The sequence below is a fragment of the Pseudonocardia sp. Ae717_Ps2 genome, assembly GCF_001932475.1.
GTDB lineage: Bacteria > Actinomycetota > Actinomycetes > Mycobacteriales > Pseudonocardiaceae > Pseudonocardia.
The window spans coordinates 13501-38780 of the sequence record NZ_MCIS01000012.1; the positions used below are offsets into that span (position 1 = coordinate 13501).

Genomic DNA, 25280 nt, shown 5'->3' on the forward strand with positions numbered 1-25280 from the left:
GACACACCCGGGGCTCTCGGCTTTCCGGGGCCCGACACTGGTCCTCCGGAGTCGCCGATCAGGGGCGACACGCCGGGAACGGTCGGGTCGATCTGCACGAGCTCAGGCCGCGATCGCGGTCGGGCCGGTCTCCTCCGGCGGGCACGCCGACCTGACCGCGGCGACGTACTCGGGGTATCCGCCCAGGTAGGGAGCCCGGAAGCGGGACCAGCTCCTCACCCGGAGCGGACAGCAGCGCGACGCCGGGGCGGGCGACGGGTGTGTTGGTCGGCCAGCTCGGCCGGGGCGCCGGGGTGCAGCAGCTCGACCGACGCCCGGTTGTCGGTGCGGAAGGAGATCCGCAGCGAGCACATGGCGCGCTCGAACGCCCCGACGATCGCGGCCTCGGCGCGCTGCACGATCAGCACCAGCCGGTAACCGGCCTTCGCTCCCTCGGCGAGCAGACGCCCGATCAGAGCGCGGATGCGCTTGCCGATCGGGTCCTTGGTCGTCGACGCGGAGTCGGCGACCCGGTAGAGCGCGGCCAGCTCCTCAAGGACGACGACTCGCAGCGGGCTGGTCGGTGGTGATCGCGACGGTGTCGCGGTCGGCGGGCATCGCGGCGATGCGCGCGTCCATGTCGGCGACGAGCGCCTGGAGCAGGGCCTCGTGGGCGCCGGGGTCGTCGACACCGGAGACCTGCAGAGCAGCGTGTCGAGTCCCGGCGAACGGACGCCACAGCAGCCCGGTCGGGTCCGACCCGCAGATCGTGACCAACGGGTCGGCGGCGAGCTGCGCCAGCAGGCTGTAGGTCCAGACGCTCTTCCCAGAGCGGGTGACGCCCTGCACGATCGTGTGCGCGACATCGTCGGCCCAGGACTGCACGAGGTCCCGGGCCTTCTCGTCCACCCCGAGCGCGATCCGGCCCGGAGCGGCGGGTAGGACCAGGCTCACGGTGCCCTCGAGCGGGTCGACACCGAGCAGCTCGACCCGGGCATGGATCTGCCCCCAGCGGGGAGATGCGCAGCGCGGCCGCGCCCAAATGCGGGGCGATCCGCAGCGCCACCCGGCGCAGATCGGCAACCAGCTGACCAGGCAGGAGCTTGATCGTCAGCACGGTCGGCGGGCCCAGGACGATGTCGACCAGCTGCGGCACGACAACCGTCGCGCCGGAGACGGTGTCGACCCGGCAGCACAGCCCGGCGCCCTCGCACGCCTGCCGCCACGACCACCACAGGCCATCGGCCTCACGCTCATCGACCGCCCGATCCCTCCTCGCCCAGAGGCCCATGTCAGGCCGCCTCGCCCTCAGGCTTACGACCACGCCCGACCTGCCCACGAATACCGTCCGCCGACCAGCGCGGCGGGGTGAGCTGACCGGTCTTGCGCTGCACATAGCCGGGAGTCATCACCAGGCCGTCGAAGTGCAGCGGCTGACCGAGCGAGCCCACCGCCGGGCGATCGTGGGAGGCGATCAGGATCTCGACGACAGCGCTCTTGTCCCGCTCGTCGCCCTGGTCGGCCGGGGTCAGGGCCTCAACCCGCCACAGGCCGCGACCGTGCTCGTCGGTGTCCTGGCGGCCCTGCGGGTCCGGGCGGCGCGAGCCCGTCGGACAACTCGACCCACTTCGCCACCGGCGTCACAGTGCCGGTGCTGATCAGGGTCACGCGGTCGGTATCGATCGGATAGCTACGCACATCCTCCGCCTCTCGTCGCCATTCTTGCCCACTATTGGCACAAGACTAGCACGACTTGCGTCCCACTCATAGGACACGGAGATGCGAGACAATGCCCAGCATGAGACACCAAGAGCGAGAGGACCCTGTCATGACCAGCGCCCAGCGGAGGCCCTAGACGAGCTCATCCCTCCCTCTCAGCAGACCGGCGACCTCCGCGCCGACCTCATCACCGCCGCCCAGGAGACGTGGCGCCGGCGCGGCCGAAATTCAATGCTCGGCGGACTCGTCCTGCACGCCCTCTACGAGGACGCCCAGTCCTGGCGCACCGTCGAGTACCTGACCGGGCATCCCCTCGGATGACCGCTCGGCGGTGGGCCACGCCCCCACAAAAAGCAGAGCCCGACGCCCAGGACCAATGACACCGGCCGGTCCACTGCACGCCTCCGGCGGCCACTGCGTGGTGCACCTCCGCTCCCGCAGCCACCGAGACAAGCATGCGGTAACCGGAGTCGGCGGGTGTCGTGAGGCTCCGGGTGGGGCTGCGGTCACGTCGGCCCCGGAGGGCAGCACGGCCGCTGCAGGGCCCGCAAGCCTGGGCAGCACGGCCGCCGGTGACCCCTGAGCCGTTGCGGGCCCTGCAGCGGCCGTGCAGGCGCAAGCGCGCCGACGTGACCGCAGCCCCACCCTCCAAGGCCAGCCCTGTCGAGGAGCTGGCACCGCAGCAGCCCGTACGCGTGGCTGAGTCGGCCGAGCGGCTTGTCAATGAGTCATTGACAAGCCGCTCACTGCTCACCGACCGGCGGTCGCCGACACCGTTCGCGACAAGACCTCCAGAACCACAGGACCTATGCATCCACTGATGATCTTCGGCCGGGCGCGGGTCTCGTGCCCGGTGTCGTCCTATCGACGACGCGGGTGTCGGTGCGCCTTCGGCGGAGCAAGTTAGGCGTTTTTCCCTAAGGAAAACGACTCCCGGCCAAGGTCAGCCCGTCGGCGCCGGTGCGGACGCCGGGGCGGCGAGTGTCGGTGAGGCCGGTGGGTAGCCACCACTCGACGCCCGAGGTCGTCGAGCCAGGCTCGTGCGGCGTCGTCGCCGGCCGCGTTCGGTGATGTGGAGCAGCTCGGCCGCACGGGGCTCAAACGATCTTCCAGGAATGCGGGGGGATCACCGCGACGGGCTCGCCCTCCAGGTCCTCGGCGACGATGTCCTCGTCGGACTGCTCGGGCTCCATGTCGACTCCGGTGCGCGGTCGTGGGACCCCAGCGACCAGGTGAGCTGCTTGCGGCCACGGATCGCGGTCTCGTACTCGGCCAGCAGTGCACGGGCCTGCATGTCGGCGAGCTGCACGACGTCACCGGGTGTCAGGGTTCTCGAACCGGCGGCCCACGGTGGCGTCGCGCATCAGCTCGTAGATCGAACGGGAGGTGCCGCGCGCGGCCTTCGTGGAGCCCATGACGGCCTCGCTGGCCAGACCCTTGCACACGTAGCGGGCCCAGGCCCCGGAGGTCTCGGGCATCGCGGCAGCGTCAGCGCGCTGCACGTCGACGCCGCGCTCCTCGGTGGGTGCGGGCATCCCGGCCTTGACCAACCCGGCCGACCAGCGAGCGAACCATCCGCCGGTCAATGCCTCGATCGCGTCGTCGGACATGCCCTGCTCGACAACCATGAGGATGTGCAGGTGAACGTGCCATCCGTTATCCACAGAGTGAGTGATCTCCAGGGCCCGGACCCAGCCGCGCAGCCCCAGCATCCGGTAGTCGTCCTGAGCGGCCCGGCCCTGGGTGACCTTCCCCCACGCCACGGTGAGCGCCTTGAGGCACTCGGCCAGGGAGTGCTGACGGTGGTGACGCATGGTCAGAGTGATCAGCAGCGGGTCGCCACCCTCGGCCAGGTGGTGGGCCAGGACGGTCGCGACCTCCTCCGCGCGCTTCGCCCCGATCCGCACCGAGCACTCAGGACACATCCACACCATCCCGCAGGTCCAGAGCCCAGAGAACCCAGCGATCCGACCATTCGCCCCGGTCGTGGCCTCGGCACTGGTGCCGGTGGCGTCGGTGACCTTCAAGACCACCGAGCCGTCCTCCCGGCCGCCGGGCAGACCACAGCCAGCGGAGCGGCCCTTGACCAGCGAGCGCATACCCCGGCGGATCGCCCAACGCTCAGCCCGTCGCTCGCTGCGCCGGTCCTGAACCTGGACGACGTCGGAGCGGTCGAGCTTGCCCTGAGTCTCCCGCAGCGTCAGCCAAGAGCGCACCTCGGTCCGGACAGCCTCCCGACCCTCTTCCCGATCATGGCTCTGACCAGCAGTGGAAGAGTTGTCAGTGATAGTGCCAAGGGCCTCGCTCCGCTCGGCCGCCGGGACCGCGCTCACGCCTCCGGCGCCGCGCGGCCCGGCCCCGGCTGCAGCACGGAACCAGGCAACGTCCTGCGACCCCCTCAGCGCGCCAGAGACGGCCGATCGGGCGTCGTGCGTGTGTCGGCGTGGTGCACCGTCTCCGGTGCCCGTACCGTGGCGCTCAGCCACAGCGGAAGACCTCTCCTTCGGGGATGTTGACTCGGTCCGCCGCTGGTGCAGAGCCTCGGGTGCTGGACACACCCGGGGCTCTCGGCTTTCCGGGGCCCGACACTGGTCCTCCGGAGTCGCCGATCAGGGGCGACACGCCGGGAACGGTCGGGTCGATCTGCACGAGCTCAGGCCGCGATCGCGGTCGGGCCGGTCTCCTCCGGCGGGCACGCCGACCTGACCGCGGCGACGTACTCGGGGTATCCGCCCAGGTAGGGAGCCCGGAAGCGGACCAGCTCCTCACCCGGAGCGGACAGCAGCGCGACGCCGGGGCGGGCGACGGTGTGTTGGTCGGCCAGCTCGGCCGGGGCGCCGGGGTGCAGCAGCTCGACCGACGCCCGGTTGTCGGTGCGGAAGGAGATCCGCAGCGAGCACATGGCGCGCTCGAACGCCCCGACGATCGCGGCCTCGGCGCGCTGCACGATCAGCACCAGCCGGTAACCGGCCTTCGCTCCCTCGGCGAGCAGACGCCCGATCAGAGCGCGGATGCGCTTGCCGATCGGGTCCTTGGTCGTCGACGCGGAGTCGGCGACCCGGTAGAGCGCGGCCAGCTCCTCAAGGACGACGACTCGCAGCGGCTGGTCGGTGGTGATCGCGACGGTGTCGCGGTCGGCGGGCATCGCGGCGATGCGCGCGTCCATGTCGGCGACGAGCGCCTGGAGCAGGGCCTCGTGGGCGCCGGGGTCGTCGACACCGGAGACCTGCAGAGCAGCGTGTCGAGTCCCGGCGAACGGACGCCACAGCAGCCCGGTCGGGTCCGACCCGCAGATCGTGACCAACGGGTCGGCGGCGAGCTGCGCCAGCAGGCTGTAGGTCCAGACGCTCTTCCCAGAGCGGGTGACGCCCTGCACGATCGTGTGCGCGACATCGTCGGCCCAGGACTGCACGAGGTCCCGGGCCTTCTCGTCCACCCCGAGCGCGATCCGGCCCGGAGCGGCGGGTAGGACCAGGCTCACGGTGCCCTCGAGCGGGTCGACACCGAGCAGCTCGACCCGGGCATGGATCTGCCCCAGCGGGGAGATGCGCAGCGCGGCCGCGCCCAAATGCGGGGCGATCCGCAGCGCCACCCGGCGCAGATCGGCAACCAGCTGACCAGGCAGGAGCTTGATCGTCAGCACGGTCGGCGGGCCCAGGACGATGTCGACCAGCTGCGGCACGACAACCGTCGCGCCGGAGACGGTGTCGACCCGGCAGCACAGCCCGGCGCCCTCGCACGCCTGCCGCCACGACCACCACAGGCCATCGGCCTCACGCTCATCGACCGCCCGATCCCTCCTCGCCCAGAGGCCCATGTCAGGCCGCCTCGCCCTCAGGCTTACGACCACGCCCGACCTGCCCACGAATACCGTCCGCCGACCAGCGCGGCGGGGTGAGCTGACCGGTCTTGCGCTGCACATAGCCGGGAGTCATCACCAGGCCGTCGAAGTGCAGCGGCTGACCGAGCGAGCCCACCGCCGGGCGATCGTGGGAGGCGATCAGGATCTCGACGACAGCGCTCTTGTCCCGCTCGTCGCCCTGGTCGGCCGGGGTCAGGGCCTCAACCCGCCACAGGCCGCGACCGTGCTCGTCGGTGTCCTGGCGGCCCTGCGGGTCCGGGCGGCGCGAGCCGTCGGACAACTCGACCCACTTCGCCACCGGCGTCACAGTGCCGGTGCTGATCAGGGTCACGCGGTCGGTATCGATCGGATAGCTACGCACATCCTCCGCCTCTCGTCGCCATTCTTGCCCACTATTGGCACAAGACTAGCACGACTTGCGTCCCACTCATAGGACACGGAGATGCGAGACAATGCCCAGCATGAGACACCAAGAGCGAGAGGACCCTGTCATGACCAGCGCCCAGCGGGAGGCCCTAGACGAGCTCATCCCTCCCTCTCAGCAGACCGGCGACCTCCGCGCCGACCTCATCACCGCCGCCCAGGAGACGTGGCGCCGGCGCGGCCGAAATTCAATGCTCGGCGGACTCGTCCTGCACGCCCTCTACGAGGACGCCCAGTCCTGGCGCACCGTCGAGTACCTGACCGGCATCCCTCGGATGACCGCTCGGCGGTGGGCCACGCCCCCACAAAAAGCAGAGCCCGACGCCCAGGACCAATGACACCGGCCGGTCCACTGCACGCCTCCGGCGGCCACTGCGTGGTGCACCTCCGCTCCCGCAGCCACCGAGACAAGCATGCGGTAACCGGAGTCGGCGGGTGTCGTGAGGCTCCGGGTGGGGCTGCGGTCACGTCGGCCCCGGAGGGCAGCACGGCCGCTGCAGGGCCCGCAAGCCTGGGCAGCACGGCCGCCGGTGACCCCTGAGCCGTTGCGGGCCCTGCAGCGGCCGTGCAGGCGCAAGCGCGCCGACGTGACCGCAGCCCCACCCTCCAAGGCCAGCCCTGTCGAGGAGCTGGCACCGCAGCAGCCCGTACGCGTGGCTGAGTCGGCCGAGCGGCTTGTCAATGAGTCATTGACAAGCCGCTCACTGCTCACCGACCGGCGGTCGCCGACACCGTTCGCGACAAGACCTCCAGAACCACAGGACCTATGCATCCACTGATGATCTTCGGCCGGGCGCGGGTCTCGTGCCCGGTGTCGTCCTATCGACGACGCGGGTGTCGGTGCCGCCTTCGGCGGAGCAAGTTAGGCGTTTTCCTAAGGAAAACGACTCCCGGCAAGGTCAGCCGTCGGCGCCGGGTGCGACGCCGGGGCGGCGAGTGTCGGTGAGGCCGGTGGGTAGCCACCACTCGACGCCGAGGTCGTCGAGCCAGGCTCGTGCGGCGTCGTCGCCGGCGCGTTCGGTGATGTGGAGCAGCTCGGCCGCACGGGGCTCAACGATCTTCCAGGAATGCGGGGGGATCACCGCGACGGGCTCGCCCTCCAGGTCCTCGGCGACGATGTCCTCGTCGGACTGCTCGGGCTCCATGTCGACTCCGGTGCGCAGGTCGTGGGACCCCAGCGACCAGGTGAGCTGCTTGCGGCCACGGATCGCGGTCTCGTACTCGGCCAGCAGTGCACGGGCCTGCATGTCGGCGAGCTGCACGACGTCACCGGTGTCAGGGTTCTCGAACCGGCGGCCCACGGTGGCGTCGCGCATCAGCTCGTAGATCGAACGGGAGGTGCCGCGCGCGGCCTTCGTGGAGCCCATGACGGCCTCGCTGGCCAGACCCTTGCACACGTAGCGGGCCCAGGCCCCGGAGGTCTCGGGCATCGCGGCAGCGTCAGCGCGCTGCACGTCGACGCCGCGCTCCTCGGTGGGTGCGGGCATCCCGGCCTTGACCAACCCGGCCGACCAGCGAGCGAACCATCCGCCGGTCAATGCCTCGATCGCGTCGTCGGACATGCCCTGCTCGACAACCATGAGGATGTGCAGGTGAACGTGCCATCCGTTATCCACAGAGTGAGTGATCTCCAGGGCCCGGACCCAGCCGCGCAGCCCCAGCATCCGGTAGTCGTCCTGAGCGGCCCGGCCCTGGGTGACCTTCCCCCACGCCACGGTGAGCGCCTTGAGGCACTCGGCCAGGGAGTGCTGACGGTGGTGACGCATGGTCAGAGTGATCAGCAGCGGGTCGCCACCCTCGGCCAGGTGGTGGGCCAGGACGGTCGCGACCTCCTCCGCGCGCTTCGCCCCGATCCGCACCGAGCACTCAGGACACATCCACACCATCCCGCAGGTCCAGAGCCCAGAGAACCCAGCGATCCGACCATTCGCCCCGGTCGTGGCCTCGGCACTGGTGCCGGTGGCGTCGGTGACCTTCAAGACCACCGAGCCGTCCTCCCGGCCGCCGGGCAGACCACAGCCAGCGGAGCGGCCCTTGACCAGCGAGCGCATACCCCGGCGGATCGCCCAACGCTCAGCCCGTCGCTCGCTGCGCCGGTCCTGAACCTGGACGACGTCGGAGCGGTCGAGCTTGCCCTGAGTCTCCCGCAGCGTCAGCCAAGAGCGCACCTCGGTCCGGACAGCCTCCCGACCCTCTTCCCGATCATGGCTCTGACCAGCAGTGGAAGAGTTGTCAGTGATAGTGCCAAGGGCCTCGCTCCGCTCGGCCGCCGGGACCGCGCTCACGCCTCCGGCGCCGCGCGGCCCGGCCCCGGCTGCAGCACGGAACCAGGCAACGTCCTGCGACCCCCTCAGCGCGCCAGAGACGGCCGATCGGGCGTCGTGCGTGTGTCGGCGTGGTGCACCGTCTCCGGTGCCCGTACCGTGGCGCTCAGCCACAGCGGAAGACCTCTCCTTCGGGGATGTTGACTCGGTCCGCCGCTGGTGCAGAGCCTCGGGTGCTGGACACACCCGGGGCTCTCGGCTTTCCGGGGCCCGACACTGGTCCTCCGGAGTCGCCGATCAGGGGCGACACGCCGGGAACGGTCGGGTCGATCTGCACGAGCTCAGGCCGCGATCGCGGTCGGGCCGGTCTCCTCCGGCGGGCACGCCGACCTGACCGCGGCGACGTACTCGGGGTATCCGCCCAGGTAGGGAGCCCGGAAGCGGACCAGCTCCTCACCCGGAGCGGACAGCAGCGCGACGCCGGGGCGGGCGACGGTGTGTTGGTCGGCCAGCTCGGCCGGGGCGCCGGGGTGCAGCAGCTCGACCGACGCCCGGTTGTCGGTGCGGAAGGAGATCCGCAGCGAGCACATGGCGCGCTCGAACGCCCCGACGATCGCGGCCTCGGCGCGCTGCACGATCAGCACCAGCCGGTAACCGGCCTTCGCTCCCTCGGCGAGCAGACGCCCGATCAGAGCGCGGATGCGCTTGCCGATCGGGTCCTTGGTCGTCGACGCGGAGTCGGCGACCCGGTAGAGCGCGGCCAGCTCCTCAAGGACGACGACTCGCAGCGGCTGGTCGGTGGTGATCGCGACGGTGTCGCGGTCGGCGGGCATCGCGGCGATGCGCGCGTCCATGTCGGCGACGAGCGCCTGGAGCAGGGCCTCGTGGGCGCCGGGGTCGTCGACACCGGAGACCTGCAGAGCAGCGTGTCGAGTCCCGGCGAACGGACGCCACAGCAGCCCGGTCGGGTCCGACCCGCAGATCGTGACCAACGGGTCGGCGGCGAGCTGCGCCAGCAGGCTGTAGGTCCAGACGCTCTTCCCAGAGCGGGTGACGCCCTGCACGATCGTGTGCGCGACATCGTCGGCCCAGGACTGCACGAGGTCCCGGGCCTTCTCGTCCACCCCGAGCGCGATCCGGCCCGGAGCGGCGGGTAGGACCAGGCTCACGGTGCCCTCGAGCGGGTCGACACCGAGCAGCTCGACCCGGGCATGGATCTGCCCCAGCGGGGAGATGCGCAGCGCGGCCGCGCCCAAATGCGGGGCGATCCGCAGCGCCACCCGGCGCAGATCGGCAACCAGCTGACCAGGCAGGAGCTTGATCGTCAGCACGGTCGGCGGGCCCAGGACGATGTCGACCAGCTGCGGCACGACAACCGTCGCGCCGGAGACGGTGTCGACCCGGCAGCACAGCCCGGCGCCCTCGCACGCCTGCCGCCACGACCACCACAGGCCATCGGCCTCACGCTCATCGACCGCCCGATCCCTCCTCGCCCAGAGGCCCATGTCAGGCCGCCTCGCCCTCAGGCTTACGACCACGCCCGACCTGCCCACGAATACCGTCCGCCGACCAGCGCGGCGGGGTGAGCTGACCGGTCTTGCGCTGCACATAGCCGGGAGTCATCACCAGGCCGTCGAAGTGCAGCGGCTGACCGAGCGAGCCCACCGCCGGGCGATCGTGGGAGGCGATCAGGATCTCGACGACAGCGCTCTTGTCCCGCTCGTCGCCCTGGTCGGCCGGGGTCAGGGCCTCAACCCGCCACAGGCCGCGACCGTGCTCGTCGGTGTCCTGGCGGCCCTGCGGGTCCGGGCGGCGCGAGCCGTCGGACAACTCGACCCACTTCGCCACCGGCGTCACAGTGCCGGTGCTGATCAGGGTCACGCGGTCGGTATCGATCGGATAGCTACGCACATCCTCCGCCTCTCGTCGCCATTCTTGCCCACTATTGGCACAAGACTAGCACGACTTGCGTCCCACTCATAGGACACGGAGATGCGAGACAATGCCCAGCATGAGACACCAAGAGCGAGAGGACCCTGTCATGACCAGCGCCCAGCGGGAGGCCCTAGACGAGCTCATCCCTCCCTCTCAGCAGACCGGCGACCTCCGCGCCGACCTCATCACCGCCGCCCAGGAGACGTGGCGCCGGCGCGGCCGAAATTCAATGCTCGGCGGACTCGTCCTGCACGCCCTCTACGAGGACGCCCAGTCCTGGCGCACCGTCGAGTACCTGACCGGCATCCCTCGGATGACCGCTCGGCGGTGGGCCACGCCCCCACAAAAAGCAGAGCCCGACGCCCAGGACCAATGACACCGGCCGGTCCACTGCACGCCTCCGGCGGCCACTGCGTGGTGCACCTCCGCTCCCGCAGCCACCGAGACAAGCATGCGGTAACCGGAGTCGGCGGGTGTCGTGAGGCTCCGGGTGGGGCTGCGGTCACGTCGGCCCCGGAGGGCAGCACGGCCGCTGCAGGGCCCGCAAGCCTGGGCAGCACGGCCGCCGGTGACCCCTGAGCCGTTGCGGGCCCTGCAGCGGCCGTGCAGGCGCAAGCGCGCCGACGTGACCGCAGCCCCACCCTCCAAGGCCAGCCCTGTCGAGGAGCTGGCACCGCAGCAGCCCGTACGCGTGGCTGAGTCGGCCGAGCGGCTTGTCAATGAGTCATTGACAAGCCGCTCACTGCTCACCGACCGGCGGTCGCCGACACCGTTCGCGACAAGACCTCCAGAACCACAGGACCTATGCATCCACTGATGATCTTCGGCCGGGCGCGGGTCTCGTGCCCGGTGTCGTCCTATCGACGACGCGGGTGTCGGTGCCGCCTTCGGCGGAGCAAGTTAGGCGTTTTCCTAAGGAAAACGACTCCCGGCAAGGTCAGCCGTCGGCGCCGGGTGCGACGCCGGGGCGGCGAGTGTCGGTGAGGCCGGTGGGTAGCCACCACTCGACGCCGAGGTCGTCGAGCCAGGCTCGTGCGGCGTCGTCGCCGGCGCGTTCGGTGATGTGGAGCAGCTCGGCCGCACGGGGCTCAACGATCTTCCAGGAATGCGGGGGGATCACCGCGACGGGCTCGCCCTCCAGGTCCTCGGCGACGATGTCCTCGTCGGACTGCTCGGGCTCCATGTCGACTCCGGTGCGCAGGTCGTGGGACCCCAGCGACCAGGTGAGCTGCTTGCGGCCACGGATCGCGGTCTCGTACTCGGCCAGCAGTGCACGGGCCTGCATGTCGGCGAGCTGCACGACGTCACCGGTGTCAGGGTTCTCGAACCGGCGGCCCACGGTGGCGTCGCGCATCAGCTCGTAGATCGAACGGGAGGTGCCGCGCGCGGCCTTCGTGGAGCCCATGACGGCCTCGCTGGCCAGACCCTTGCACACGTAGCGGGCCCAGGCCCCGGAGGTCTCGGGCATCGCGGCAGCGTCAGCGCGCTGCACGTCGACGCCGCGCTCCTCGGTGGGTGCGGGCATCCCGGCCTTGACCAACCCGGCCGACCAGCGAGCGAACCATCCGCCGGTCAATGCCTCGATCGCGTCGTCGGACATGCCCTGCTCGACAACCATGAGGATGTGCAGGTGAACGTGCCATCCGTTATCCACAGAGTGAGTGATCTCCAGGGCCCGGACCCAGCCGCGCAGCCCCAGCATCCGGTAGTCGTCCTGAGCGGCCCGGCCCTGGGTGACCTTCCCCCACGCCACGGTGAGCGCCTTGAGGCACTCGGCCAGGGAGTGCTGACGGTGGTGACGCATGGTCAGAGTGATCAGCAGCGGGTCGCCACCCTCGGCCAGGTGGTGGGCCAGGACGGTCGCGACCTCCTCCGCGCGCTTCGCCCCGATCCGCACCGAGCACTCAGGACACATCCACACCATCCCGCAGGTCCAGAGCCCAGAGAACCCAGCGATCCGACCATTCGCCCCGGTCGTGGCCTCGGCACTGGTGCCGGTGGCGTCGGTGACCTTCAAGACCACCGAGCCGTCCTCCCGGCCGCCGGGCAGACCACAGCCAGCGGAGCGGCCCTTGACCAGCGAGCGCATACCCCGGCGGATCGCCCAACGCTCAGCCCGTCGCTCGCTGCGCCGGTCCTGAACCTGGACGACGTCGGAGCGGTCGAGCTTGCCCTGAGTCTCCCGCAGCGTCAGCCAAGAGCGCACCTCGGTCCGGACAGCCTCCCGACCCTCTTCCCGATCATGGCTCTGACCAGCAGTGGAAGAGTTGTCAGTGATAGTGCCAAGGGCCTCGCTCCGCTCGGCCGCCGGGACCGCGCTCACGCCTCCGGCGCCGCGCGGCCCGGCCCCGGCTGCAGCACGGAACCAGGCAACGTCCTGCGACCCCCTCAGCGCGCCAGAGACGGCCGATCGGGCGTCGTGCGTGTGTCGGCGTGGTGCACCGTCTCCGGTGCCCGTACCGTGGCGCTCAGCCACAGCGGAAGACCTCTCCTTCGGGGATGTTGACTCGGTCCGCCGCTGGTGCAGAGCCTCGGGTGCTGGACACACCCGGGGCTCTCGGCTTTCCGGGGCCCGACACTGGTCCTCCGGAGTCGCCGATCAGGGGCGACACGCCGGGAACGGTCGGGTCGATCTGCACGAGCTCAGGCCGCGATCGCGGTCGGGCCGGTCTCCTCCGGCGGGCACGCCGACCTGACCGCGGCGACGTACTCGGGGTATCCGCCCAGGTAGGGAGCCCGGAAGCGGACCAGCTCCTCACCCGGAGCGGACAGCAGCGCGACGCCGGGGCGGGCGACGGTGTGTTGGTCGGCCAGCTCGGCCGGGGCGCCGGGGTGCAGCAGCTCGACCGACGCCCGGTTGTCGGTGCGGAAGGAGATCCGCAGCGAGCACATGGCGCGCTCGAACGCCCCGACGATCGCGGCCTCGGCGCGCTGCACGATCAGCACCAGCCGGTAACCGGCCTTCGCTCCCTCGGCGAGCAGACGCCCGATCAGAGCGCGGATGCGCTTGCCGATCGGGTCCTTGGTCGTCGACGCGGAGTCGGCGACCCGGTAGAGCGCGGCCAGCTCCTCAAGGACGACGACTCGCAGCGGCTGGTCGGTGGTGATCGCGACGGTGTCGCGGTCGGCGGGCATCGCGGCGATGCGCGCGTCCATGTCGGCGACGAGCGCCTGGAGCAGGGCCTCGTGGGCGCCGGGGTCGTCGACACCGGAGACCTGCAGAGCAGCGTGTCGAGTCCCGGCGAACGGACGCCACAGCAGCCCGGTCGGGTCCGACCCGCAGATCGTGACCAACGGGTCGGCGGCGAGCTGCGCCAGCAGGCTGTAGGTCCAGACGCTCTTCCCAGAGCGGGTGACGCCCTGCACGATCGTGTGCGCGACATCGTCGGCCCAGGACTGCACGAGGTCCCGGGCCTTCTCGTCCACCCCGAGCGCGATCCGGCCCGGAGCGGCGGGTAGGACCAGGCTCACGGTGCCCTCGAGCGGGTCGACACCGAGCAGCTCGACCCGGGCATGGATCTGCCCCAGCGGGGAGATGCGCAGCGCGGCCGCGCCCAAATGCGGGGCGATCCGCAGCGCCACCCGGCGCAGATCGGCAACCAGCTGACCAGGCAGGAGCTTGATCGTCAGCACGGTCGGCGGGCCCAGGACGATGTCGACCAGCTGCGGCACGACAACCGTCGCGCCGGAGACGGTGTCGACCCGGCAGCACAGCCCGGCGCCCTCGCACGCCTGCCGCCACGACCACCACAGGCCATCGGCCTCACGCTCATCGACCGCCCGATCCCTCCTCGCCCAGAGGCCCATGTCAGGCCGCCTCGCCCTCAGGCTTACGACCACGCCCGACCTGCCCACGAATACCGTCCGCCGACCAGCGCGGCGGGGTGAGCTGACCGGTCTTGCGCTGCACATAGCCGGGAGTCATCACCAGGCCGTCGAAGTGCAGCGGCTGACCGAGCGAGCCCACCGCCGGGCGATCGTGGGAGGCGATCAGGATCTCGACGACAGCGCTCTTGTCCCGCTCGTCGCCCTGGTCGGCCGGGGTCAGGGCCTCAACCCGCCACAGGCCGCGACCGTGCTCGTCGGTGTCCTGGCGGCCCTGCGGGTCCGGGCGGCGCGAGCCGTCGGACAACTCGACCCACTTCGCCACCGGCGTCACAGTGCCGGTGCTGATCAGGGTCACGCGGTCGGTATCGATCGGATAGCTACGCACATCCTCCGCCTCTCGTCGCCATTCTTGCCCACTATTGGCACAAGACTAGCACGACTTGCGTCCCACTCATAGGACACGGAGATGCGAGACAATGCCCAGCATGAGACACCAAGAGCGAGAGGACCCTGTCATGACCAGCGCCCAGCGGGAGGCCCTAGACGAGCTCATCCCTCCCTCTCAGCAGACCGGCGACCTCCGCGCCGACCTCATCACCGCCGCCCAGGAGACGTGGCGCCGGCGCGGCCGAAATTCAATGCTCGGCGGACTCGTCCTGCACGCCCTCTACGAGGACGCCCAGTCCTGGCGCACCGTCGAGTACCTGACCGGCATCCCTCGGATGACCGCTCGGCGGTGGGCCACGCCCCCACAAAAAGCAGAGCCCGACGCCCAGGACCAATGACACCGGCCGGTCCACTGCACGCCTCCGGCGGCCACTGCGTGGTGCACCTCCGCTCCCGCAGCCACCGAGACAAGCATGCGGTAACCGGAGTCGGCGGGTGTCGTGAGGCTCCGGGTGGGGCTGCGGTCACGTCGGCCCCGGAGGGCAGCACGGCCGCTGCAGGGCCCGCAAGCCTGGGCAGCACGGCCGCCGGTGACCCCTGAGCCGTTGCGGGCCCTGCAGCGGCCGTGCAGGCGCAAGCGCGCCGACGTGACCGCAGCCCCACCCTCCAAGGCCAGCCCTGTCGAGGAGCTGGCACCGCAGCAGCCCGTACGCGTGGCTGAGTCGGCCGAGCGGCTTGTCAATGAGTCATTGACAAGCCGCTCACTGCTCACCGACCGGCGGTCGCCGACACCGTTCGCGACAAGACCTCCAGAACCACAGGACCTATGCATCCACTGATGATCTTCGGCCGGGCGCGGGTCTCGTGCCCGGTGTCGTCCTATCGACGACGCGGGTGTCGGTGCCGCCTTCGGCGGAGCAAGTTAGGCGTTTTCCTAAGGAAAACGACTCCCGGCAAGGTCAGCCGTCGGCGCCGGGTGCGACGCCGGGGCGGCGAGTGTCGGTGAGGCCGGTGGGTAGCCACCACTCGACGCCGAGGTCGTCGAGCCAGGCTCGTGCGGCGTCGTCGCCGGCGCGTTCGGTGATGTGGAGCAGCTCGGCCGCACGGGGCTCAACGATCTTCCAGGAATGCGGGGGGATCACCGCGACGGGCTCGCCCTCCAGGTCCTCGGCGACGATGTCCTCGTCGGACTGCTCGGGCTCCATGTCGACTCCGGTGCGCAGGTCGTGGGACCCCAGCGACCAGGTGAGCTGCTTGCGGCCACGGATCGCGGTCTCGTACTCGGCCAGCAGTGCACGGGCCTGCATGTCGGCGAGCTGCACGACGTCACCGGTGTCAGGGTTCTCGAACCGGCGGCCCACGGTGGCGTCGCGCATCAGCTCGTAGATCGAACGGGAGGTGCCGCGCGCGGCCTTCGTGGAGCCCATGACGGCCTCGCTGGCCAGACCCTTGCACACGTAGCGGGCCCAGGCCCCGGAGGTCTCGGGCATCGCGGCAGCGTCAGCGCGCTGCACGTCGACGCCGCGCTCCTCGGTGGGTGCGGGCATCCCGGCCTTGACCAACCCGGCCGACCAGCGAGCGAACCATCCGCCGGTCAATGCCTCGATCGCGTCGTCGGACATGCCCTGCTCGACAACCATGAGGATGTGCAGGTGAACGTGCCATCCGTTATCCACAGAGTGAGTGATCTCCAGGGCCCGGACCCAGCCGCGCAGCCCCAGCATCCGGTAGTCGTCCTGAGCGGCCCGGCCCTGGGTGACCTTCCCCCACGCCACGGTGAGCGCCTTGAGGCACTCGGCCAGGGAGTGCTGACGGTGGTGACGCATGGTCAGAGTGATCAGCAGCGGGTCGCCACCCTCGGCCAGGTGGTGGGCCAGGACGGTCGCGACCTCCTCCGCGCGCTTCGCCCCGATCCGCACCGAGCACTCAGGACACATCCACACCATCCCGCAGGTCCAGAGCCCAGAGAACCCAGCGATCCGACCATTCGCCCCGGTCGTGGCCTCGGCACTGGTGCCGGTGGCGTCGGTGACCTTCAAGACCACCGAGCCGTCCTCCCGGCCGCCGGGCAGACCACAGCCAGCGGAGCGGCCCTTGACCAGCGAGCGCATACCCCGGCGGATCGCCCAACGCTCAGCCCGTCGCTCGCTGCGCCGGTCCTGAACCTGGACGACGTCGGAGCGGTCGAGCTTGCCCTGAGTCTCCCGCAGCGTCAGCCAAGAGCGCACCTCGGTCCGGACAGCCTCCCGACCCTCTTCCCGATCATGGCTCTGACCAGCAGTGGAAGAGTTGTCAGTGATAGTGCCAAGGGCCTCGCTCCGCTCGGCCGCCGGGACCGCGCTCACGCCTCCGGCGCCGCGCGGCCCGGCCCCGGCTGCAGCACGGAACCAGGCAACGTCCTGCGACCCCCTCAGCGCGCCAGAGACGGCCGATCGGGCGTCGTGCGTGTGTCGGCGTGGTGCACCGTCTCCGGTGCCCGTACCGTGGCGCTCAGCCACAGCGGAAGACCTCTCCTTCGGGGATGTTGACTCGGTCCGCCGCTGGTGCAGAGCCTCGGGTGCTGGACACACCCGGGGCTCTCGGCTTTCCGGGGCCCGACACTGGTCCTCCGGAGTCGCCGATCAGGGGCGACACGCCGGGAACGGTCGGGTCGATCTGCACGAGCTCAGGCCGCGATCGCGGTCGGGCCGGTCTCCTCCGGCGGGCACGCCGACCTGACCGCGGCGACGTACTCGGGGTATCCGCCCAGGTAGGGAGCCCGGAAGCGGACCAGCTCCTCACCCGGAGCGGACAGCAGCGCGACGCCGGGGCGGGCGACGGTGTGTTGGTCGGCCAGCTCGGCCGGGGCGCCGGGGTGCAGCAGCTCGACCGACGCCCGGTTGTCGGTGCGGAAGGAGATCCGCAGCGAGCACATGGCGCGCTCGAACGCCCCGACGATCGCGGCCTCGGCGCGCTGCACGATCAGCACCAGCCGGTAACCGGCCTTCGCTCCCTCGGCGAGCAGACGCCCGATCAGAGCGCGGATGCGCTTGCCGATCGGGTCCTTGGTCGTCGACGCGGAGTCGGCGACCCGGTAGAGCGCGGCCAGCTCCTCAAGGACGACGACTCGCAGCGGCTGGTCGGTGGTGATCGCGACGGTGTCGCGGTCGGCGGGCATCGCGGCGATGCGCGCGTCCATGTCGGCGACGAGCGCCTGGAGCAGGGCCTCGTGGGCGCCGGGGTCGTCGACACCGGAGACCTGCAGAGCAGCGTGTCGAGTCCCGGCGAACGGACGCCACAGCAGCCCGGTCGGGTCCGACCCGCAGATCGTGACCAACGGGTCGGCGGCGAGCTGCGCCAGCAGGCTGTAGGTCCAGACGCTCTTCCCAGAGCGGGTGACGCCCTGCACGATCGTGTGCGCGACATCGTCGGCCCAGGACTGCACGAGGTCCCGGGCCTTCTCGTCCACCCCGAGCGCGATCCGGCCCGGAGCGGCGGGTAGGACCAGGCTCACGGTGCCCTCGAGCGGGTCGACACCGAGCAGCTCGACCCGGGCATGGATCTGCCCCAGCGGGGAGATGCGCAGCGCGGCCGCGCCCAAATGCGGGGCGATCCGCAGCGCCACCCGGCGCAGATCGGCAACCAGCTGACCAGGCAGGAGCTTGATCGTCAGCACGGTCGGCGGGCCCAGGACGATGTCGACCAGCTGCGGCACGACAACCGTCGCGCCGGAGACGGTGTCGACCCGGCAGCACAGCCCGGCGCCCTCGCACGCCTGCCGCCACGACCACCACAGGCCATCGGCCTCACGCTCATCGACCGCCCGATCCCTCCTCGCCCAGAGGCCCATGTCAGGCCGCCTCGCCCTCAGGCTTACGACCACGCCCGACCTGCCCACGAATACCGTCCGCCGACCAGCGCGGCGGGGTGAGCTGACCGGTCTTGCGCTGCACATAGCCGGGAGTCATCACCAGGCCGTCGAAGTGCAGCGGCTGACCGAGCGAGCCCACCGCCGGGCGATCGTGGGAGGCGATCAGGATCTCGACGACAGCGCTCTTGTCCCGCTCGTCGCCCTGGTCGGCCGGGGTCAGGGCCTCAACCCGCCACAGGCCGCGACCGTGCTCGTCGGTGTCCTGGCGGCCCTGCGGGTCCGGGCGGCGCGAGCCGTCGGACAACTCGACCCACTTCGCCACCGGCGTCACAGTGCCGGTGCTGATCAGGGTCACGCGGTCGGTATCGATCGGATAGCTACGCACATCCTCCGCCTCTCGTCGCCATTCTTGCCCACTATTGGCACAAGACTAGCACGACTTGCGTCCCACTCATAGGACACGGAGATGCGAGACAATGCCCAGCATGAGACACCAAGAGCGAGAGGACCCTGTCATGACCAGCGCCCAGCGGGAGGCCCTAGACGAGCTCATCCCTCCCTCTCAGCAGACCGGCGACCTCCGCGCCGACCTCATCACCGCCGCCCAGGAGACGTGGCGCCGGCGCGGCCGAAATTCAATGCTCGGCGGACTCGTCCTGCACGCCCTCTACGAGGACGCCCAGTCCTGGCGCACCGTCGAGTACCTGACCGGCATCCCTCGGATGACCGCTCGGCGGTGGGCCACGCCCCCACAAAAAGCAGAGCCCGACGCCCAGGACCAATGACACCGGCCGGTCCACTGCACGCCTCCGGCGGCCACTGCGTGGTGCACCTCCGCTCCCGCAGCCACCGAGACAAGCATGCGGTAACCGGAGTCGGCGGGTGTCGTGAGGCTCCGGGTGGGGCTGCGGTCACGTCGGCCCCGGAGGGCAGCACGGCCGCTGCAGGGCCCGCAAGCCTGGGCAGCACGGCCGCCGGTGACCCCTGAGCCGTTGCGGGCCCTGCAGCGGCCGTGCAGGCGCAAGCGCGCCGACGTGACCGCAGCCCCACCCTCCAAGGCCAGCCCTGTCGAGGAGCTGGCACCGCAGCAGCCCGTACGCGTGGCTGAGTCGGCCGAGCGGCTTGTCAATGAGTCATTGACAAGCCGCTCACTGCTCACCGACCGGCGGTCGCCGACACCGTTCGCGACAAGACCTCCAGAACCACAGGACCTATGCATCCACTGATGATCTTCGGCCGGGCGCGGGTCTCGTGCCCGGTGTCGTCCTATCGACGACGCGGGTGTCGGTGCCGCCTTCGGCGGAGCAAGTTAGGCGTTTTCCTAAGGAAAACGACTCCCGGCAAGGTCAGCCGTCGGCGCCGGGTGCGACGCCGGGGCGGCGAGTGTCGGTGAGGCCGGTGGGTAGCCACCACTCGACGCCGAGGTCGTCGAGCCAGGCTCGTGCGGCGTCGTCGCCGGCGCGTTCGGTGATGTGGAGCAGCTCGGCCGCACGGGGCTCAACGATCTTCCAGGAATGCGGGGGGATCACCGCGACGGGCTCGCCCTCCAGGTCCTCGGCGACGATGTCCTCGTCGGACTGCTCGGGCTCCATGTCGACTCCGGTGCGCAGGTCGTGGGACCCCAGCGACCAGGTGAGCTGCTTGCGGCCACGGATCGCGGTCTCGTACTCGGCCAGCAGTGCACGGGCCTGCATGTCGGCGAGCTGCACGACGTCACCGGTGTCAGGGTTCTCGAACCGGCGGCCCACGGTGGCGTCGCGCATCAGCTCGTAGATCGAACGGGAGGTGCCGCGCGCGGCCTTCGTGGAGCCCATGACGGCCTCGCTGGCCAGACCCTTGCACACGTAGCGGGCCCAGGCCCCGGAGGTCTCGGGCATCGCGGCAGCGTCAGCGCGCTGCACGTCGACGCCGCGCTCCTCGGTGGGTGCGGGCATCCCGGCCTTGACCAACCCGGCCGACCAGCGAGCGAACCATCCGCCGGTCAATGCCTCGATCGCGTCGTCGGACATGCCCTGCTCGACAACCATGAGGATGTGCAGGTGAACGTGCCATCCGTTATCCACAGAGTGAGTGATCTCCAGGGCCCGGACCCAGCCGCGCAGCCCCAGCATCCGGTAGTCGTCCTGAGCGGCCCGGCCCTGGGTGACCTTCCCCCACGCCACGGTGAGCGCCTTGAGGCACTCGGCCAGGGAGTGCTGACGGTGGTGACGCATGGTCAGAGTGATCAGCAGCGGGTCGCCACCCTCGGCCAGGTGGTGGGCCAGGACGGTCGCGACCTCCTCCGCGCGCTTCGCCCCGATCCGCACCGAGCACTCAGGACACATCCACACCATCCCGCAGGTCCAGAGCCCAGAGAACCCAGCGATCCGACCATTCGCCCCGGTCGTGGCCTCGGCACTGGTGCCGGTGGCGTCGGTGACCTTCAAGACCACCGAGCCGTCCTCCCGGCCGCCGGGCAGACCACAGCCAGCGGAGCGGCCCTTGACCAGCGAGCGCATACCCCGGCGGATCGCCCAACGCTCAGCCCGTCGCTCGCTGCGCCGGTCCTGAACCTGGACGACGTCGGAGCGGTCGAGCTTGCCCTGAGTCTCCCGCAGCGTCAGCCAAGAGCGCACCTCGGTCCGGACAGCCTCCCGACCCTCTTCCCGATCATGGCTCTGACCAGCAGTGGAAGAGTTGTCAGTGATAGTGCCAAGGGCCTCGCTCCGCTCGGCCGCCGGGACCGCGCTCACGCCTCCGGCGCCGCGCGGCCCGGCCCCGGCTGCAGCACGGAACCAGGCAACGTCCTGCGACCCCCTCAGCGCGCCAGAGACGGCCGATCGGGCGTCGTGCGTGTGTCGGCGTGGTGCACCGTCTCCGGTGCCCGTACCGTGGCGCTCAGCCACAGCGGAAGACCTCTCCTTCGGGGATGTTGACTCGGTCCGCCGCTGGTGCAGAGCCTCGGGTGCTGGACACACCCGGGGCTCTCGGCTTTCCGGGGCCCGACACTGGTCCTCCGGAGTCGCCGATCAGGGGCGACACGCCGGGAACGGTCGGGTCGATCTGCACGAGCTCAGGCCGCGATCGCGGTCGGGCCGGTCTCCTCCGGCGGGCACGCCGACCTGACCGCGGCGACGTACTCGGGGTATCCGCCCAGGTAGGGAGCCCGGAAGCGGACCAGCTCCTCACCCGGAGCGGACAGCAGCGCGACGCCGGGGCGGGCGACGGTGTGTTGGTCGGCCAGCTCGGCCGGGGCGCCGGGGTGCAGCAGCTCGACCGACGCCCGGTTGTCGGTGCGGAAGGAGATCCGCAGCGAGCACATGGCGCGCTCGAACGCCCCGACGATCGCGGCCTCGGCGCGCTGCACGATCAGCACCAGCCGGTAACCGGCCTTCGCTCCCTCGGCGAGCAGACGCCCGATCAGAGCGCGGATGCGCTTGCCGATCGGGTCCTTGGTCGTCGACGCGGAGTCGGCGACCCGGTAGAGCGCGGCCAGCTCCTCAAGGACGACGACTCGCAGCGGCTGGTCGGTGGTGATCGCGACGGTGTCGCGGTCGGCGGGCATCGCGGCGATGCGCGCGTCCATGTCGGCGACGAGCGCCTGGAGCAGGGCCTCGTGGGCGCCGGGGTCGTCGACACCGGAGACCTGCAGAGCAGCGTGTCGAGTCCCGGCGAACGGACGCCACAGCAGCCCGGTCGGGTCCGACCCGCAGATCGTGACCAACGGGTCGGCGGCGAGCTGCGCCAGCAGGCTGTAGGTCCAGACGCTCTTCCCAGAGCGGGTGACGCCCTGCACGATCGTGTGCGCGACATCGTCGGCCCAGGACTGCACGAGGTCCCGGGCCTTCTCGTCCACCCCGAGCGCGATCCGGCCCGGAGCGGCGGGTAGGACCAGGCTCACGGTGCCCTCGAGCGGGTCGACACCGAGCAGCTCGACCCGGGCATGGATCTGCCCCAGCGGGGAGATGCGCAGCGCGGCCGCGCCCAAATGCGGGGCGATCCGCAGCGCCACCCGGCGCAGATCGGCAACCAGCTGACCAGGCAGGAGCTTGATCGTCAGCACGGTCGGCGGGCCCAGGACGATGTCGACCAGCTGCGGCACGACAACCGTCGCGCCGGAGACGGTGTCGACCCGGCAGCACAGCCCGGCGCCCTCGCACGCCTGCCGCCACGACCACCACAGGCCATCGGCCTCACGCTCATCGACCGCCCGATCCCTCCTCGCCCAGAGGCCCATGTCAGGCCGCCTCGCCCTCAGGCTTACGACCACGCCCGACCTGCCCACGAATACCGTCCGCCGACCAGCGCGGCGGGGTGAGCTGACCGGTCTTGCGCTGCACATAGCCGGGAGTCATCACCAGGCCGTCGAAGTGCAGCGGCTGACCGAGCGAGCCCACCGCCGGGCGATCGTGGGAGGCGATCAGGATCTCGACGACAGCGCTCTTGTCCCGCTCGTCGCCCTGGTCGGCCGGGGTCAGGGCCTCAACCCGCCACAGGCCGCGACCGTGCTCGTCGGTGTCCTGGCGGCCCTGCGGGTCCGGGCGGCGCGAGCCGTCGGACAACTCGACCCACTTCGCCACCGGCGTCACAGTGCCGGTGCTGATCAGGGTCACGCGGTCGGTATCGATCGGATAGCTACGCACATCCTCCGCCTCTCGTCGCCATTCTTGCCCACTATTGGCACAAGACTAGCACGACTTGCGTCCCACTCATAGGACACGGAGATGCGAGACAATGCCCAGCATGAGACACCAAGAGCGAGAGGACCCTGTCATGACCAGCGCCCAGCGGGAGGCCCTAGACGAGCTCATCCCTCCCTCTCAGCAGACCGGCGACCTCCGCGCCGACCTCATCACCGCCGCCCAGGAGACGTGGCGCCGGCGCGGCCGAAATTCAATGCTCGGCGGACTCGTCCTGCACGCCCTCTACGAGGACGCCCAGTCCTGGCGCACCGTCGAGTACCTGACCGGCATCCCTCGGATGACCGCTCGGCGGTGGGCCACGCCCCCACAAAAAGCAGAGCCCGACGCCCAGGACCAATGACACCGGCCGGTCCACTGCACGCCTCCGGCGGCCACTGCGTGGTGCACCTCCGCTCCCGCAGCCACCGAGACAAGCATGCGGTAACCGGAGTCGGCGGGTGTCGTGAGGCTCCGGGTGGGGCTGCGGTCACGTCGGCCCCGGAGGGCAGCACGGCCGCTGCAGGGCCCGCAAGCCTGGGCAGCACGGCCGCCGGTGACCCCTGAGCCGTTGCGGGCCCTGCAGCGGCCGTGCAGGCGCAAGCGCGCCGACGTGACCGCAGCCCCACCCTCCAAGGCCAGCCCTGTCGAGGAGCTGGCACCGCAGCAGCCCGTACGCGTGGCTGAGTCGGCCGAGCGGCTTGTCAATGAGTCATTGACAAGCCGCTCACTGCTCACCGACCGGCGGTCGCCGACACCGTTCGCGACAAGACCTCCAGAACCACAGGACCTATGCATCCACTGATGATCTTCGGCCGGGCGCGGGTCTCGTGCCCGGTGTCGTCCTATCGACGACGCGGGTGTCGGTGCCGCCTTCGGCGGAGCAAGTTAGGCGTTTTCCTAAGGAAAACGACTCCCGGCAAGGTCAGCCGTCGGCGCCGGGTGCGACGCCGGGGCGGCGAGTGTCGGTGAGGCCGGTGGGTAGCCACCACTCGACGCCGAGGTCGTCGAGCCAGGCTCGTGCGGCGTCGTCGCCGGCGCGTTCGGTGATGTGGAGCAGCTCGGCCGCACGGGGCTCAACGATCTTCCAGGAATGCGGGGGGATCACCGCGACGGGCTCGCCCTCCAGGTCCTCGGCGACGATGTCCTCGTCGGACTGCTCGGGCTCCATGTCGACTCCGGTGCGCAGGTCGTGGGACCCCAGCGACCAGGTGAGCTGCTTGCGGCCACGGATCGCGGTCTCGTACTCGGCCAGCAGTGCACGGGCCTGCATGTCGGCGAGCTGCACGACGTCACCGGTGTCAGGGTTCTCGAACCGGCGGCCCACGGTGGCGTCGCGCATCAGCTCGTAGATCGAACGGGAGGTGCCGCGCGCGGCCTTCGTGGAGCCCATGACGGCCTCGCTGGCCAGACCCTTGCACACGTAGCGGGCCCAGGCCCCGGAGGTCTCGGGCATCGCGGCAGCGTCAGCGCGCTGCACGTCGACGCCGCGCTCCTCGGTGGGTGCGGGCATCCCGGCCTTGACCAACCCGGCCGACCAGCGAGCGAACCATCCGCCGGTCAATGCCTCGATCGCGTCGTCGGACATGCCCTGCTCGACAACCATGAGGATGTGCAGGTGAACGTGCCATCCGTTATCCACAGAGTGAGTGATCTCCAGGGCCCGGACCCAGCCGCGCAGCCCCAGCATCCGGTAGTCGTCCTGAGCGGCCCGGCCCTGGGTGACCTTCCCCCACGCCACGGTGAGCGCCTTGAGGCACTCGGCCAGGGAGTGCTGACGGTGGTGACGCATGGTCAGAGTGATCAGCAGCGGGTCGCCACCCTCGGCCAGGTGGTGGGCCAGGACGGTCGCGACCTCCTCCGCGCGCTTCGCCCCGATCCGCACCGAGCACTCAGGACACATCCACACCATCCCGCAGGTCCAGAGCCCAGAGAACCCAGCGATCCGACCATTCGCCCCGGTCGTGGCCTCGGCACTGGTGCCGGTGGCGTCGGTGACCTTCAAGACCACCGAGCCGTCCTCCCGGCCGCCGGGCAGACCACAGCCAGCGGAGCGGCCCTTGACCAGCGAGCGCATACCCCGGCGGATCGCCCAACGCTCAGCCCGTCGCTCGCTGCGCCGGTCCTGAACCTGGACGACGTCGGAGCGGTCGAGCTTGCCCTGAGTCTCCCGCAGCGTCAGCCAAGAGCGCACCTCGGTCCGGACAGCCTCCCGACCCTCTTCCCGATCATGGCTCTGACCAGCAGTGGAAGAGTTGTCAGTGATAGTGCCAAGGGCCTCGCTCCGCTCGGCCGCCGGGACCGCGCTCACGCCTCCGGCGCCGCGCGGCCCGGCCCCGGCTGCAGCACGGAACCAGGCAACGTCCTGCGACCCC

The 25280-nt window shown here is 70.7% G+C and carries 24 protein-coding genes; 5 read left to right on the forward strand and 19 right to left on the reverse strand.

What is annotated here, in order from left to right; translation table 11 throughout:
* Positions 1-215: 215 nt before the first annotated feature.
* From Ae717Ps2_RS32445 to Ae717Ps2_RS37705, 6 genes are all read right to left on the reverse strand, one after another.
* Positions 216-407: a hypothetical protein gene (locus Ae717Ps2_RS32445; protein ID WP_075334794.1), complete on the reverse strand. Its 192-nt coding sequence runs from the start codon at positions 405-407 to the stop codon at positions 216-218.
* A 124-nt stretch (positions 408-531) separates the two neighbouring features.
* Positions 532-933, reverse strand: a complete 402-nt coding sequence (locus Ae717Ps2_RS32450) for an FtsK/SpoIIIE domain-containing protein (protein WP_075334795.1) — start codon at positions 931-933, stop codon at positions 532-534.
* 338 nt (positions 934-1271) lie between these two features.
* Positions 1272-1430 (reverse strand): hypothetical protein, encoded by a 159-nt coding sequence (locus Ae717Ps2_RS37700; protein ID WP_158071613.1) that lies wholly within the window; start codon positions 1428-1430, stop codon positions 1272-1274.
* A 1581-nt stretch (positions 1431-3011) separates the two neighbouring features.
* Entirely contained in the window at positions 3012-3914 is a 903-nt protein-coding gene (locus Ae717Ps2_RS32455) for a protein rep (RefSeq protein ID WP_143510857.1), read from the reverse strand.
* Positions 3915-4351: 437 nt separating this feature from the next.
* Positions 4352-5515 carry an FtsK/SpoIIIE domain-containing protein gene (locus Ae717Ps2_RS32460; RefSeq protein ID WP_075334790.1) on the reverse strand — a complete coding sequence of 388 codons (1164 nt, stop codon included), beginning with the start codon at positions 5513-5515 and terminating at the stop codon, positions 4352-4354.
* Position 5516: 1 nt separating this feature from the next.
* Positions 5517-5921 (reverse strand): hypothetical protein, encoded by a 405-nt coding sequence (locus Ae717Ps2_RS37705; protein WP_158071614.1) that lies wholly within the window; start codon positions 5919-5921, stop codon positions 5517-5519.
* A gap of 130 nt (positions 5922-6051) precedes the next feature.
* On the opposite strand from Ae717Ps2_RS37705, the gene Ae717Ps2_RS32470 reads away from it, so the two are divergent.
* On the forward strand, positions 6052-6321 hold the full coding sequence (locus tag Ae717Ps2_RS32470) for a hypothetical protein (RefSeq protein WP_075313538.1): 270 nt from the start codon (positions 6052-6054) through the stop codon (positions 6319-6321).
* Positions 6322-6882: 561 nt separating this feature from the next.
* Here the strand turns inward: Ae717Ps2_RS32470 and Ae717Ps2_RS32475 are convergent.
* From Ae717Ps2_RS32475 to Ae717Ps2_RS37710, 3 genes are all read right to left on the reverse strand, one after another.
* Entirely contained in the window at positions 6883-8151 is a 1269-nt protein-coding gene (locus tag Ae717Ps2_RS32475) for a protein rep (protein WP_143510859.1), read from the reverse strand.
* Between the two features lie 437 nt (positions 8152-8588).
* The gene (locus Ae717Ps2_RS32480) at positions 8589-9752 is read right to left on the reverse strand and encodes an FtsK/SpoIIIE domain-containing protein (RefSeq protein WP_075334790.1); all 1164 of its coding nucleotides are present in this window, start codon (positions 9750-9752) and stop codon (positions 8589-8591) included.
* A 1-nt stretch (position 9753) separates the two neighbouring features.
* Positions 9754-10158, reverse strand: a complete 405-nt coding sequence (locus tag Ae717Ps2_RS37710; protein ID WP_158071614.1) for a hypothetical protein — start codon at positions 10156-10158, stop codon at positions 9754-9756.
* Between the two features lie 130 nt (positions 10159-10288).
* Here Ae717Ps2_RS37710 and Ae717Ps2_RS32490 point away from each other — a divergent pair, with 130 nt between their 5' ends.
* Positions 10289-10558 (forward strand): hypothetical protein, encoded by a 270-nt coding sequence (locus tag Ae717Ps2_RS32490; protein WP_075313538.1) that lies wholly within the window; start codon positions 10289-10291, stop codon positions 10556-10558.
* A 561-nt stretch (positions 10559-11119) separates the two neighbouring features.
* On the opposite strand, the gene Ae717Ps2_RS32495 is transcribed toward Ae717Ps2_RS32490, so the two are convergent.
* The 3 genes from Ae717Ps2_RS32495 to Ae717Ps2_RS37715 all read right to left on the reverse strand — a co-directional run bounded on the left by Ae717Ps2_RS32495 (position 11120) and on the right by Ae717Ps2_RS37715 (position 14395).
* The gene (locus tag Ae717Ps2_RS32495) at positions 11120-12388 is read right to left on the reverse strand and encodes a protein rep (RefSeq protein ID WP_143510859.1); all 1269 of its coding nucleotides are present in this window, start codon (positions 12386-12388) and stop codon (positions 11120-11122) included.
* A gap of 437 nt (positions 12389-12825) precedes the next feature.
* The gene (locus tag Ae717Ps2_RS32500) at positions 12826-13989 is read right to left on the reverse strand and encodes an FtsK/SpoIIIE domain-containing protein (RefSeq protein WP_075334790.1); all 1164 of its coding nucleotides are present in this window, start codon (positions 13987-13989) and stop codon (positions 12826-12828) included.
* A gap of 1 nt (position 13990) precedes the next feature.
* Positions 13991-14395, reverse strand: a complete 405-nt coding sequence (locus Ae717Ps2_RS37715) for a hypothetical protein (RefSeq protein WP_158071614.1) — start codon at positions 14393-14395, stop codon at positions 13991-13993.
* Positions 14396-14525: 130 nt separating this feature from the next.
* Between Ae717Ps2_RS37715 and Ae717Ps2_RS32510 the strand changes: the two genes are divergently transcribed.
* On the forward strand, positions 14526-14795 hold the full coding sequence (locus Ae717Ps2_RS32510; protein WP_075313538.1) for a hypothetical protein: 270 nt from the start codon (positions 14526-14528) through the stop codon (positions 14793-14795).
* A gap of 561 nt (positions 14796-15356) precedes the next feature.
* Here the strand turns inward: Ae717Ps2_RS32510 and Ae717Ps2_RS32515 are convergent.
* The 3 genes from Ae717Ps2_RS32515 to Ae717Ps2_RS37720 form a co-directional block, all read right to left on the reverse strand.
* Positions 15357-16625 carry a protein rep gene (locus tag Ae717Ps2_RS32515; RefSeq protein WP_143510859.1) on the reverse strand — a complete coding sequence of 423 codons (1269 nt, stop codon included), beginning with the start codon at positions 16623-16625 and terminating at the stop codon, positions 15357-15359.
* 437 nt (positions 16626-17062) lie between these two features.
* Positions 17063-18226, reverse strand: a complete 1164-nt coding sequence (locus Ae717Ps2_RS32520) for an FtsK/SpoIIIE domain-containing protein (RefSeq protein ID WP_075334790.1) — start codon at positions 18224-18226, stop codon at positions 17063-17065.
* A gap of 1 nt (position 18227) precedes the next feature.
* A complete protein-coding gene (locus Ae717Ps2_RS37720) occupies positions 18228-18632 on the reverse strand; it encodes a hypothetical protein (RefSeq protein WP_158071614.1) in 405 nt (134 codons plus the stop codon).
* Between the two features lie 130 nt (positions 18633-18762).
* On the opposite strand from Ae717Ps2_RS37720, the gene Ae717Ps2_RS32530 reads away from it, so the two are divergent.
* Positions 18763-19032, forward strand: a complete 270-nt coding sequence (locus Ae717Ps2_RS32530; protein WP_075313538.1) for a hypothetical protein — start codon at positions 18763-18765, stop codon at positions 19030-19032.
* 561 nt (positions 19033-19593) lie between these two features.
* Here the strand turns inward: Ae717Ps2_RS32530 and Ae717Ps2_RS32535 are convergent.
* From Ae717Ps2_RS32535 to Ae717Ps2_RS37725, 3 genes are all read right to left on the reverse strand, one after another.
* Positions 19594-20862 carry a protein rep gene (locus Ae717Ps2_RS32535; RefSeq protein WP_143510859.1) on the reverse strand — a complete coding sequence of 423 codons (1269 nt, stop codon included), beginning with the start codon at positions 20860-20862 and terminating at the stop codon, positions 19594-19596.
* A gap of 437 nt (positions 20863-21299) precedes the next feature.
* Positions 21300-22463 (reverse strand): FtsK/SpoIIIE domain-containing protein, encoded by a 1164-nt coding sequence (locus Ae717Ps2_RS32540; RefSeq protein WP_075334790.1) that lies wholly within the window; start codon positions 22461-22463, stop codon positions 21300-21302.
* Between the two features lies 1 nt (position 22464).
* On the reverse strand, positions 22465-22869 hold the full coding sequence (locus Ae717Ps2_RS37725; RefSeq protein WP_158071614.1) for a hypothetical protein: 405 nt from the start codon (positions 22867-22869) through the stop codon (positions 22465-22467).
* 130 nt (positions 22870-22999) lie between these two features.
* Here Ae717Ps2_RS37725 and Ae717Ps2_RS32550 point away from each other — a divergent pair, with 130 nt between their 5' ends.
* Positions 23000-23269, forward strand: coding sequence for a hypothetical protein (locus tag Ae717Ps2_RS32550; RefSeq protein WP_075313538.1), 270 nt, complete (start codon positions 23000-23002; stop codon positions 23267-23269).
* A gap of 561 nt (positions 23270-23830) precedes the next feature.
* On the opposite strand, the gene Ae717Ps2_RS32555 is transcribed toward Ae717Ps2_RS32550, so the two are convergent.
* On the reverse strand, positions 23831-25099 hold the full coding sequence (locus Ae717Ps2_RS32555) for a protein rep (RefSeq protein WP_143510859.1): 1269 nt from the start codon (positions 25097-25099) through the stop codon (positions 23831-23833).
* Positions 25100-25280 lie beyond the last annotated feature (181 nt).